Genomic DNA, 11,616 nt, shown 5'->3' on the forward strand with positions numbered 1-11,616 from the left:
TACCCCGGGCGGGCGCGCGCCCGCCCGGCCCCCCCGCCCTCCCGGGGCCCCCCGCCCCCACCCCCGCGGGGGGGCGCCCGGCGGGGGGGCCGCCCCCCCCCCCCGACACCGCGCGGGTGGCCCTGGGCTTCGCCGGGCCCTTCGCCGGTATCCACCTGGGTTGACGAGCGCCGAACTCGGTTGGCTGGACTGCCCCGCAACCGACACTTCCCCCGCGGCGTCTATGCTCGTCGACCGTGCTCGTTCGATTACGGCGAGCCATGGAGCTTCTTGGGGGAGAGCAGCCGATGTCCGACTCGGTGGGGTACACCGTCCAGCCCGACGCGCTGGACCACATAAACACGGCACTCAACAACGTCGCAACCGACCTGGCCTCGGCCAACCAGGCCTACACCGCGCAGAAGCTCTACCAGTCCGCCGACTTCGGCGAGTTCGGTGTGGACCGGGCGTGGGCGGGCTTCGACACCAACTGGGACCAGGAACTGCACGTCACCCAGCGTGCCGTGGCGGAACTGGTCCAGAAGATGTCGGCCACCAGCGCCAACTACCGCGCCGCGGAGGCGAAGATCGCCGCATCGCTGGCCCCGGCGCAGTCCCGATGAGCAAGGTCGCGGACCTGCAGAAGGCGCAGCAGGCCATCGCTCACCCCGGCTCCAGCTTCTACGTCGGACTCGCACTGCTCAAGGCGATCGACAAGGCCCTGGCCGTGGCCGGGCCGGCCGGAAACCCGGGCGTGATACGTGAGCGGGCCAAGGCGTACGCGGAAACCGCGAAGGCCTACGCCAAGGCGTCCACCGACCTGAGGGAGGTCGCCGACAATCGGCTGCCGAACGCCTGGACCGGCTCGGTCGCCGAGAACGCCACCCAGTCCGTCCGGGCGCTGGTGAACGAACTCGGCGTCTCCCAGAAGTCCTTGGAGCAGGCGGCCACCGAGCTGAACGCCTGGGCGGACAATCTGGAAGGAGCTCGGAGCACTGACGCGCAGGGCGTGACCGCCCTGGAGAACGTGCGGAATTCGCTCGCCCACGACGCCTTCGACATGAGCAAGGCCATTGCCGCCATCGAGCCCGCCAACACGGCCGTGGGAACCAGGATCTCGGCCGCCCAGCGGGCGGAGAGCAGCGGCACCCGCGCCGCGAGCATGCTCAACCAGCTCGCCGCCAGGGCCCGTACCGAGCGCGCCGGACAGGGGTCGATCGATCCGCTCGCGGCGCTGGTGCTGGCGAACGAGAAGGGCCCCGGCGGCGGTGAGGACGGCGACTACATCCTGACGGCCGGCCAGCTCGACCGCGCCGAGCAGATCATGTCCGTGATGAACGGCGCCGACCAGCTCGCGTTCCAGAAGCTGCTGTCCGGCGCGAAGTCGCCGGAGGAGGCCGCCTACCTCTGGAAGGCCCTGGCGGCCGGCCACTCGGTGGCCGACGTCCAGAAGTTCGACGCGCTGATCCACCCTCACGGGGACGACCCGCGCTGGCTGTCCGAGCACCTGGTTCCGGCGCTCGGATCGGACGACCTGCAGGGGGAGTCCACCACCCATGCGACCGGGCTGACCTACAAGGGCGCCGAGATCCTCGACGGCTACGACGTCTACAGCCAGCGCGACGTCAACGACTGCGTCGCCGCCTCCACGGTGGTCGCGAGCCTCAAGATCGACCCGGTGACGATGCTCCAGCTCACCACCGGCAACATGACCGACGTCCCGGGGTCCGACTCGCCCGAGTACTTCAAGCAGCGCCTGCAGCAGCTCTTCATCGGCCAGTACCAGCAGGGCCAGGTGGCCGACGGCGGCCAGAAGATCTACCCGGAGAACAACGGCGGGATCGGACCGAAGGGCAACACCTTCCTCGCCAACCAGAACCTCGGGAAGGCCACGGGCTCGACCTACGAGTACGTCAACCTGGACACCGACGACGACCGGCGCGCGGCAGTCACCCGGATCGAGAAGGCCCTGGACGAGGGCAAGCCGGTGCCGTTCTGCGCCTTCGACGAGGCCAGCGCCGCGAAGGGCGCGAACGGCAACTACCACCAGATGGTGATCGTGGCCCGGGACGGCGACCGGCTGCAGGTCTACAACCCGTGGGGCCAGTCGGTGTGGGTGACCGAGGACCAGTTCATCCACAACCACCTGAACGACGGTGGCCTCACGGGCACGACGAACATCAACCGGCCCTACGGAGCGGAGCTGCCGAAATGACCGAGATCCTCCCGGACATCGAACTGATGACCGGCTACGACGTCGAGGCCGCCGTCACCCGCGGCCTGCTGATCGACGGAGTCCCGCGCCGAGTGCTCTTCGGCGAGGCGGCGATCGCCGCGTCCTACCAGGCCGAGGCCCTGCACATCGGCCCGCACCCGCTGGGCGTCCTGGCCCAGTACGTCCGCGCCGGCGGCTTCGCCGGCGCGCTCGACCTGCCCGAGCCGGTGATCGGCCGGGAACCGGGTGAGCTGGTCCGCGGCTGGCTGCGCGCGGCCGCGGCCGGCGGGGCCGACCTCGGGCGCGAGATCCTGTTCGCCCGCTGGCTGGCCGAGGTCGCGCTCCTGATCACCATGCGGCGCCGGGTCCGGGAAGAGGGCAGCTGATGCGCCGAACCGTCATCGCCGGCGTGGCGGCGCTCCTGGCCGGCGCCCTGCTGCTCGCCTCCTACCTCGGCGGCTGGTGGTCCGACTCGGGCCCGGGCGGCACCACGGCCGCCACCGCCACCGCCACCCGACCGGAGGTGGAGGTGCCCCTCCCCGAGAAGGCGTCGAACGCCACCGCTCCGTATCCGACCAGCGCGGTGACCCTGGAGGTCGGACAGCGGCTCGGCGTCAGGACGACCGGGGGCGCCCTGCAGAAGAAGTGGTACCTCTACTCGGCGGGCGACGGCACCGTGCTGCGGCCCGGCAAGGACTTCGTCATCAGCCCCTGCCCCACGGACCCGCCGAAGGCGGGCTGCGGCGCCGAGTTCGACCTGACCTTCAGTGCCCTGGCGCCCGGAACCACCACGCTGACGTGGTTGTTCGGCGAGGGCGGCTGCCGCGCCGGCGTACCGAAGTACGCGGGGGAGCGGTGCGACATCTCCAAGAGCGTCCAGGTCACCGTCCGCTGAACGTCACACGCCTGCTCGGTGATGGCGCGGCCGAGGGGCCGTAGCGCTCAGCGGACCGGCGCGGCCCCGTCGGTCGCCCCTTCGCCCCGGCCCGTCACGGATTCGGACCCCACGGATTCGGACCCCACGGATTCGGACCCCACGGATTCGGACACCGCGACGAAGGCCCGCACGAGGGGGCGGTCGTCCCCTCGGCGGGTGGCCAGGAAGACCTGGCTCATGGCGGGCGGCCCGTCGAGTTCGAGGCGCCGGGCGCCCGCGGGGAGCAGCGCGGTGACGCTGTGGGGGGCGATGGTGACGCCCAGGCCGGCGGCGACGAGCGTGATGACGGTGTGCCAGTTCGAGCACTCCTGTGTGATCCGGACGTCGTTGCCGGTGTCGCGGATCGGCCGGGTGTTCACGTCGAACGCGCGGGCTCCCGCCGAGCGCGGGAACAGGATCAGGGGGTCGGCGGCCAGCGCCGCCGCTTCCACCCGGTCCCCCTCCGCGGCGGGGTGGTCGGCGGGGACGACCGCGACGAACCGTTCCGTCGCGAGGAGGGCGAGGTCGATGTCGTCGCGGTCCTCGGCGTCCCGGACGATCCCGACGTCGGCGGTGCCGCGCTCCAGGGCCGTGAGGACGTCGACGGTGAAGCCGTCGTGCAGCCTGACCCGGACGTCCGGGCGGCTGAGGGCGAAGGCGCGGAGCCGTTCGCTGACGATCGCGGCGGCGGAGGTGATGAAGGCGACGTCCAGGCGGCCGGCCTCGCCGCGGCCGACCCGGCCGGCCTCGTCCAGATCGGCGGCCAGCCGGTCCAGGAGGTCCCTGGCGCGCGGCCGGAACGTCACCCCGGCGTCGGTGAGGCGGACGCTCCGGGAGGTCCGCCGGAACAGCTCGACGCCGACGATCCTCTCCAGCTGCCTGATCTGCTGGGACAGGGCCGGCTGGGCGATGTGCAGCCGGCCGGCGGCGCGGCCGAAGTGCAACTCCTCGGCCAGCGCCAGGAAGTAGCGCAGATGCCGGAGCTCGATTCGCTGATCCATATCTCCAGCCTATGGATGGCGGCCGATGCACGTATTGGACACCTGGGTCGGCCCGGCCGCAGGCTGGCGTGGTGTCATCCAGGGAAGGAACCCGCCCCATGCCGTACGCCTCCGCCCCGCCCGTGGTCTCCTCGATCGCCTCGCCGGGCGACGCCGACGCGTTCCGCGCGCTGAACGAGGAGTGGATCTCGCGGCTGTTCACCCTGGAGGAGGCGGACCGGGCCGTGCTCGGGGACCCGTTTGGCCGGATCGTGGACCCGGGCGGCGACGTGCTCCTGGCCCGCGAGCCGGACGGCGGAACCGCCGTGGGGTGCGTGGCGCTGCTGGCGCACCCGGACGCCGTGTTCGAGCTGGCGAAGATGGCCGTCACCCCCGGCGCGCAGGGGCGTGGCATCGGCCGCCGGCTCGTGGCCGCGGCGATCGGCCGGGCCCGGGACCTGGGTGCGGCCCGGCTGTTCCTCGGCACGAACAGCAGGCTGGCCGCCGCCGTCCACCTCTACGAGGACGCCGGGTTCGTGAGGATCACCCGCGACCGGCTCCCGGTGGCCGACTACTACGCCCGCGCCGACATCCTCATGGAACTGGGCTGAGCTCCCGGGCCCGCCGACCGGTCCGTCAGAACCGTCAGAACCGTCAGAACCGTCCGCACCGGCCGGGCCGGAGCCGGCCCCCGGCCGCCCGGAGCCGTCGAGCCGGTGACCGAGGCCGTGCGGCCCTCCGGCACCACCAGCGCTCCGTACAGCGTGCCCCGCGCCGGCGACTCGTCGGCCTGCTCGCGGTCGAGACGCTGCCCCGCGGGTGGTCAGGCTCCTACGGACGGGCCTCGCGGGCGGAGCGCAGCAGGTGGTCGCGGACCAGCGCGACATGGGGATTCGTGGACGATCCCGGGCGCTGGACCAGGAAGCCGGTGTTGATCGGCGGGTCGTCCGGCTCGTCGAGGAGGGCGAGGGTGCCTGCGGCCAGCTCGTCGGCGCACAGGTAGCGGGGGAGCACACTGAATCCGGCGCCGCCGACCACGGCCTCCTTGACCGCTCTGAGGTCGGGGACCGTGACGGTCGGCCGGCAGGTCAAGCGCCTGCCGAACACGTGGCGCCAGTAGCGGCGGACGATCGGCAGGTCCTCGGCGTACGAGACGAGCGGCACTCCGTGCAGGACCGCCGGCCCCTCGGTGGCAAGGCGCGGGCCGATCCGTTCGGCCCATGACGGCGCGGCCACCAGGACGAACTCCTCGTCGGCCAGCGGTACGGCGGCGAGCGCGCGGCCGCGCGGGCGCAGGGTGGCCACCACCAGGTCGTGCCGGCCCGCGCGCAGTCCGTCGAGCAGATCGTCGGTGAGGCCGAACGCGACGCGCAGGCGCACCCCCTTGTCGACGAGCGGGGCGAGCGTCGGCATCACGCAGTGCGTGAGGTACTCGGCGGGCCCGGCCAGATGCACGGGCTCCGCGTCGCTCTCGCCGAAGAGGGCGCCGCCGCTGACCGGTCCGAGGGCGTCCAGCGGCTCCATGACCCGCGCGGCCAGCTCGTCGGCGAACGGGGTCGGGGCGACGCCGCGCGACAGTCGTTCGAACAGCTCCCGGCCCAGCTGGCTCTCCAGGGAGCGGATCTGTGTCGTCACCGTCGGTTGGGACAGGCCCAGCATGCGGGCGCCCGCGGTGAAGGCGCCGGCCCGGTACACGGCGAGGAACGTGCGCAGCAGGTTCAGATCGAGGAGGCCGTTCCCCTGCGGTGGCGGCGTTCCCGGCTGTCCATCGAAATCCCTATCTCTCACATGTGCGAGCCTATTGGATTCCGATGGGTCAGGGGTTCTACCTTCGAGGACGTCACCGCACTGACGAACTGCGTCCGACGTGTCAGCGCTTCGGAGGCGTCGGCGGCGGCGACGTACCGTCCCCGATCCCTACGGCCCGTACGGGATCCGCACCCCCGGAGAACCACCTCATGTCGAAGATCCTCTTCGTCGTCACCGGCGCCGACCACTGGACGCTGGCCGACGGGACCGAGCACCCCACCGGCTTCTGGGCCGAGGAGGCCGTCGCTCCGTACCAGGCCTTCAAGGCGGCCGGTCACGAGATCGTGGTCGCCACCCCCGGCGGTGTGGTTCCCACCGTCGACAAGGGCAGCCTCGCCCCCGAGGTCAACGGCGGGCAGGAGAACGCCGACCGCATCGCCGACGCCCTGGCCGGCTTCGGCGAGCTGCGGTCGCCCGTCACGATCGAGGACGTCACCCTCGACGACTACGCGGCCGTCTTCTACCCCGGCGGCCACGGCCCCATGGAGGACCTCGCCGTCGACGCCGACTCCGGCCGCCTCCTCGTCCGGGTCCTGGAGTCCGGCAAGCCGCTCGGGGTGGTCTGCCACGCCCCGGCCGCGCTGCTGGCGGCCACCAGGGCCGACGGCACCAACGCCTTCGCCGGCTACGAGGTCGCCGCCTTCACCAACGCCGAGGAGACCCAGGCCGGCTTCGCCGACAAGGCGAAGTGGCTGCTCCAGGACCGCCTCACCGAGGCCGGCGTGAACGTCCTGGTCGGCGAGCCGTGGGTGCCGAACGTGGTCGTCGACCGCAACCTGGTCACCGGCCAGAACCCGGCCTCCTCCGCCCCGCTCGCCGCCGAACTGCTCAAGAAGCTGGCCTGACCCCGGCGGGCACCGCGTGGGGCGCCGAAGCGGCAGGTTCCGGGAGACCCGCCGCGGCCGCTTCGAGGCGGCGAACGACGGGTCCGCGCGCGGTGCTGCGGCCCCGGGTGGTCCGGAAGGGGGAGGAGGCGCAGTCCGTTCAGGCCCGCAGGGCTGCGAGTTCGGCGGCGACGGACGGTGCTTCCCGGGAGCCGAGGCTCTCGTAGAGCGCCAATGCCTCGCGCAGGTGATTCTCGGCTGCGTCGACCCGCCCGAGGTCACGCTCGCACCGGGCGGCGCCGAGCAGGGCCGCGCCCGTCTGGCCCGGGTTTCCCATGTCGCGGGCCAGTTGAAGTGCCGATTCGTGGTCGGCCAGCGCGGACGAGGCGTGCGACGGACGCCGCAGGCCGCCTCGGGCGTTCAGGGCCTGGGCCTCGCCGTGCCGGTCGCCGATGGCCCGTGCCAGGTCGAGCGCGTCGGCGAGGTCGCGGGCCGCGAGTTCGCGCTCGCCCGAGGCCGTACGGACCTCGGCGCGGGTGCGGAGCGTGTTCCCCTGACCCCGCCGGTCGCCCAGCTCCTCCGCGATGAGCAGGGAGCCCTCCGCCGCGGTGCTGGCCGGGAAGAGCTCGCCCTGGAGCCGGTAGGCCGCGCTCAGGTGGCGCAGCGCGTGCGACTGGGCCCGCCGGTCGCCCAGCTCCCGGGCGAGGTCCAACGCCTCCTGGTGCGCCCGGGCCGCGGTGGCCGGATCGCCCACGGACCGGTGCACCGCCCCCAGGTAGTTCAGACTGTAGACCTGACCGCGGCGGTCTCCCAGCTCGCGCGATGTGCGCAGGGCTTCGCTCTGAAGGTCGCACGCCTCGTCCGGTCGGCCGGTGAGCAACCGCAGCACGCCGAGCGCGTGGATGATGTAGACGCTGCCTCGGCGGTCGCGGATCTCCCTGGAGAGCGTGAGGGCCTGTTCGACGAGGCTGGTCCCGGAGTCGTAGTGGCCGGTCTGGCGGTGGACGATCCCGAGGTTCGCGAGGGCGACGGCCTCGCCCCGCCGGTCCCCGAGGCCGTGGAAGAGTTCGGCGGAGCGGGCGAGTTCCGTCTTGGCCTCCTCGTAGCGGCCGACCAGACGGTGGGCCACGCCGAGGTAGTTGAGAGCGCTGGCCTCGCCCGCGCGGTCCTCGTTCTCGCGGAAGATCGGCACGGCCTCGTCGTGCGCGGCGATCGTGGCCGGATAGTCGCCGGTCTGGCCGTGGACCGCGCCGAGGTCGTTCAGCACCCGCGCTTCGAGCCGGCGGTCCCCGACGGCCTGGGCGACGGCCGTCGCGGCACGCAGTTCGTCCGCCGCTCCCCGGTAGTCGCCGGCCAGGCGCCGCACCAGCGCGAGGTTGGTGAGCGCCTCGATCTGGAGGGTGGGCTGCGCCGATTCCCGGGCGCACTCGGCCGCCGCGGAATGCAGGGCGACGGCCTGGTCCCAGGGCCCGACGAACCGCAGGAAGCCGCTGAGCGCACGGGCCAGCACGACGACGCGGTCGGGGTGGCCGTGGTCGGCGCAGTACCGGGCACAGGCCAGCAGGTTCGCGATCTCGGTGTCGAGCCAGTCCCGGGCCGCTCGGGCCGCATCCGCGCCGTGGCCCCCGGGCGCCGCGCCGGGAGCGAGGGCGGCACCGGCAGCCACGGCACGTTCCTCCAGGAACGCGAAGAGCCGTTCCCGTGCCTCGTCCCGGTCGGCGGGTTCGTCCTCGTCGGCGAGCAGGCCCGCGTACTCCCGGACGAGGTCGTGCATCCGGTAGCGGCCCGGCGCGGACTCGATGAGCATGTGGTCGTCGTACAGGAACTCCAGCTCGTCCGCCGCGTTGTCGGGGTCCGTGCCGTGCAGTGCGGCAGCGATCTCGGCGTCGCACTCGGTGCCCGGGTTCAGGCTGAGCCGGCGGAAGAGCGTTCGGCGGTCCGCCGGCAGGTCCCGGTAGGAGAGCTCGAAGGCCGCCGCGACGGCCACGTTGCCGGCTCGCAGGCGGGAGAGCCGCCGCCTGGCCCGGCCCAGGTCGGCGGCGAGGTGGGCGAAGGACCAGGTGGGATGGTTGCGCAGGCGGCCCGCGACCAGGCCGATCGCCAACGGCAGCCGACCGCAGTGCTCGACGACGGCCGCGGCGGCGGCCTCCGCCCCCTCGGCCGTCCGTCCGGACCGCGCGCAGAGCATCTCGACGGCCGTCGCCTCGTCCAGCACGTCGAGGGACAGCACCACGGTGTCCGGCAGCGCCGAGAGCCGGCGCCGACTGGTGATCAGCACGAGGGACCCGGCCGCGTTGGGCAGCAGCGGCTCGACCTGCCGGTGGTCGACCGCGTCGTCGAGGATGAGCAGCACGCGCTTCGACGCCATCCGGTCCCGCCACAGGACGGCCCGGGCGTCGATGGTGGACTGCGGGTCGGGGCCGCCGGGGATCAGCTCGGGCGACACGCCGCTGGCCGACAGCAGGGCGACCAGGCCGTCGGCCGGATCCACCGGGGACTGGCCGGGGGTGTGGCCGTGCAGGGACAGGAACAACTGCCCGTCCGGGAACCGGTCGGCGAGCCGGTGGCCGAGGTGGACGGCGAGCGCCGTCTTGCCGACGCCCGGCATGCCGCCGATGGCGTGGATGTCGATGACCCGTTCGGTACCGCTCGCCCCGATGACCGCGTCGCTCAGCCGGGCGAGTTCGTGCTCGCGGCCGACGAAGGTGGAGAGGTCTCGGGGAAGGGTTCGCATGGCTGCCGCCAGTGTCGATCGGATGGCTGACGAATGGTCAGTGCCCGAATACGATGACACGTTGATGTCGACCAGGCCATGTCGGCGAAGGATTTCGGCCACGGCGGCGTCCGCCAGAACGGCGTCGACCGGGACGGCGGCGAGCCGGTCCGAGTAGCGCAGCGGATCCACCACGACCACGGCGAGCAGGGCCGACGGAACGCCGTCCCGCGCCAGCGTGCAGACCGGCCCGCCCGAGATGCCCGCCCACCCCGAACGTCCGTCCCGCGTCCGGATCGGCGCGGACGCCACCGTGAGCTGGAGCCGTCCGGAGCGTGCCCCGCTCAGCGGGTTCACCGTCGCGAGCACCTGGTCGACGTCCCGCCGGCGGCCCGCCATCGCGTCGGGGAACCCGCCGACCTGCACCCGGTGGCCGGGCTCGACGTCCGAGATCCGCGCCCACGCGACCGGAGCCGGACCCGCCGGCGGCACCCACCGCGGGTCGACGATCTCCAGCAACGCCGCGTCGACGCCCTCCTCCGGCCCGTCGTACCGGATCCATCGCGTCCGGGCCCGTAGCGGCCGTTCACCGTCCAGGGCTTGCACCCGGGGCTCGGCCGTGAAGACCTCACCCGATCTCAGGACGTGGGCGGCGGTCAGCACCAGCCGGTCGGCGACCAGATAGCCGCTTCCCCGGGACTGCTCGGACAGCACCTCGACGACCCGGCAGCGGTCCATTCGACAAGCCCCCGACTCTCCTGGGTGTCACCCGATCTCGGGGTCGGTCCATCGGGAGGCGACCTCCGCGGCCCGTCCGGTCGTGGTGTCGGTCGGTTGCAGTACGAGCTTGATCCGCTGGCCCGAACCGTGGGCCAGCTCGCCCTTCGCCCCCGCCGACACGATGCCCCAGCGCAGGCCCCCGTCCGCCGACCCGGTCCGCTTGAGCTCCACCTGGAACTCCAACTCGATCTGGCCCAGTTCGAACCGAAGCCGCTTCCCGTCACCCTCGGCCGTCGCCGCGTCCAGTTCGGCGCGCAACTGCTGGATCGCCTCGGCGAGACCGGTCCATGCCGCGTCCACGTTCCTCCCCCACAGCAGAACGTTCCCACTCGTCGGCCTTCACCGCCCTGACCGAGTGATACCCATCACAGTCGGGGTGCAACACAACAGAATTGCCGTGCAAGGCCTTTGACCGTGCGCCACGCCACTCTCGACCCCCCGGTCCGGCACGCGGCGACGGCGAGGAGGAAGGGGTCGAGGCGGGGGGTGGCGTGCAGCGGGGGGAGCACCGGTTGTCGCGAGGACTTGACACTGTGTCACGGGCCGAGAACCCTGGTGGTGCTGTACTCCAGGGACGTGAGGGACACGGCATGCCATGGGTTGACGAGACGAGGCGCCACGAGGGTTTCCCGGCGGCGGTGTTGGCGGACGGCAGCGAGCCGGCGCCGTTGCCGGACGGGCGCACCACCTGGTGGCTCTACAACGGTGCGGACGGTCCTCGGGCCGCTGCGGTGCGCGGCGGTTGCAGCTGCGGCTGGCGGGGCGAGCGGACGCACCTGTTGGACTTCGGTGACGACGCGGCGACCGAGGCGGTGGGCGAGGCCGACGGGCCGTTCGCGGACTGGGAGTGGCACGTCGACCTGGTCGAGGGTGTGGTGCCGCGCGAGGTCGAGGAGCTGGTCGCGGCGCTGGTGGACCGGATCTGCGACCTGACGGAGAGCCGGCCGTACGCCGCCGCCCGTGCGGCCGCCCGCTTCGAGCGCGCCGCCGGTTCGACCGCGCTGCTGGCCGGCCGCAAGGCCCGCAGCAGCATGATGACCTGGGAGTACATCGGCCGCGCCTTCGGTTGCGGGCCGGTCGAGGCGCTGGAGCGGTTCGGCGAGACCTTGGACGACGCCGAGCCGGGTGACGAGGCGTAGGTCGTCGGTCTGCACGCGTCGGGCAGGCGAGACCGACCAGGTGCGTTCTCACCTGTCCACGCCTCCCATCACCGGGTCGATGCTCGCCACCGCGACGACGACGTCCGCGACCTGCCCGCCCTCGCACATCGCCGCCATCGTCTGGAGGTTGGTGAAGCTCGGGTCGCGGAAGTGGACCCGGTACGGGCGCGTCCCGCCGTCGCTGACCACGTGCACGCCCAGCTCGCCCTTGGGCGACTCGACCGCCGCGTACGCCTGGCC

11 protein-coding genes and 1 pseudogene are annotated in these 11,616 nt (G+C 73.0%); 7 read left to right on the forward strand and 5 right to left on the reverse strand.

Features of this window, described 5'->3' with window-relative positions:
• Nucleotides 1-287: 287 nt before the first annotated feature.
• The 4 genes from ABZW03_RS27530 to ABZW03_RS27545 are packed head-to-tail and all read left to right on the forward strand — an operon-like array spanning nt 288 to nt 3,089.
• Complete coding sequence (locus tag ABZW03_RS27530) at nt 288-602, forward strand: hypothetical protein (protein ID WP_355263688.1); 315 nt, start codon at nt 288-290, stop codon at nt 600-602.
• Entirely contained in the window at nt 599-2,194 is a 1,596-nt protein-coding gene (locus ABZW03_RS27535) for a hypothetical protein (protein ID WP_355263690.1), read from the forward strand. Before ABZW03_RS27530 ends, ABZW03_RS27535 begins: the two co-directional genes overlap by 4 nt.
• The gene (locus ABZW03_RS27540; protein ID WP_355263693.1) at nt 2,191-2,580 is read left to right on the forward strand and encodes a hypothetical protein; all 390 of its coding nucleotides are present in this window, start codon (nt 2,191-2,193) and stop codon (nt 2,578-2,580) included. The genes ABZW03_RS27535 and ABZW03_RS27540 overlap by 4 nt, the downstream gene beginning before the upstream one ends.
• Nucleotides 2,580-3,089, forward strand: coding sequence for a hypothetical protein (locus tag ABZW03_RS27545; protein ID WP_355263696.1), 510 nt, complete (start codon nt 2,580-2,582; stop codon nt 3,087-3,089). Before ABZW03_RS27540 ends, ABZW03_RS27545 begins: the two co-directional genes overlap by 1 nt.
• Before the next feature lie 47 nt (nt 3,090-3,136).
• On the opposite strand, the gene ABZW03_RS27550 is transcribed toward ABZW03_RS27545, so the two are convergent.
• Nucleotides 3,137-4,111 carry a LysR substrate-binding domain-containing protein gene (locus ABZW03_RS27550; RefSeq protein ID WP_355263698.1) on the reverse strand — a complete coding sequence of 325 codons (975 nt, stop codon included), beginning with the start codon at nt 4,109-4,111 and terminating at the stop codon, nt 3,137-3,139.
• 98 nt (nt 4,112-4,209) lie between these two features.
• Between ABZW03_RS27550 and ABZW03_RS27555 the strand changes: the two genes are divergently transcribed.
• Complete coding sequence (locus ABZW03_RS27555) at nt 4,210-4,701, forward strand: GNAT family N-acetyltransferase (protein WP_355263701.1); 492 nt, start codon at nt 4,210-4,212, stop codon at nt 4,699-4,701.
• A gap of 220 nt (nt 4,702-4,921) precedes the next feature.
• Here the strand turns inward: ABZW03_RS27555 and ABZW03_RS27560 are convergent, their stop codons facing one another.
• Nucleotides 4,922-5,812, reverse strand: a complete 891-nt coding sequence (locus tag ABZW03_RS27560; protein ID WP_355263716.1) for a LysR family transcriptional regulator — start codon at nt 5,810-5,812, stop codon at nt 4,922-4,924.
• Nucleotides 5,813-6,048: 236 nt separating this feature from the next.
• Between ABZW03_RS27560 and ABZW03_RS27565 the strand changes: the two genes are divergently transcribed.
• Nucleotides 6,049-6,744 (forward strand): type 1 glutamine amidotransferase domain-containing protein, encoded by a 696-nt coding sequence (locus ABZW03_RS27565; RefSeq protein WP_355263704.1) that lies wholly within the window; start codon nt 6,049-6,051, stop codon nt 6,742-6,744.
• A 139-nt stretch (nt 6,745-6,883) separates the two neighbouring features.
• Here the strand turns inward: ABZW03_RS27565 and ABZW03_RS27570 are convergent, their stop codons facing one another.
• Both ABZW03_RS27570 and ABZW03_RS27575 read right to left on the reverse strand, forming a co-directional pair.
• Entirely contained in the window at nt 6,884-10,174 is a 3,291-nt protein-coding gene (locus ABZW03_RS27570) for a tetratricopeptide repeat protein (protein WP_355263707.1), read from the reverse strand.
• Nucleotides 10,175-10,201: 27 nt separating this feature from the next.
• Complete coding sequence (locus tag ABZW03_RS27575; RefSeq protein WP_355263710.1) at nt 10,202-10,516, reverse strand: trypco2 family protein; 315 nt, start codon at nt 10,514-10,516, stop codon at nt 10,202-10,204.
• Between the two features lie 290 nt (nt 10,517-10,806).
• Between ABZW03_RS27575 and ABZW03_RS27580 the strand changes: the two genes are divergently transcribed.
• Nucleotides 10,807-11,355 carry a hypothetical protein gene (locus tag ABZW03_RS27580; RefSeq protein ID WP_355263713.1) on the forward strand — a complete coding sequence of 183 codons (549 nt, stop codon included), beginning with the start codon at nt 10,807-10,809 and terminating at the stop codon, nt 11,353-11,355.
• A gap of 48 nt (nt 11,356-11,403) precedes the next feature.
• Here the strand turns inward: ABZW03_RS27580 and ABZW03_RS27585 are convergent.
• Nucleotides 11,404-11,616 (reverse strand): annotated as a pseudogene (locus tag ABZW03_RS27585) (NADH dehydrogenase subunit D); the annotation flags it as partial.

The organism is Kitasatospora sp. NPDC004799, from assembly GCF_040609095.1.
Classification (GTDB): domain Bacteria; phylum Actinomycetota; class Actinomycetes; order Streptomycetales; family Streptomycetaceae; genus Kitasatospora.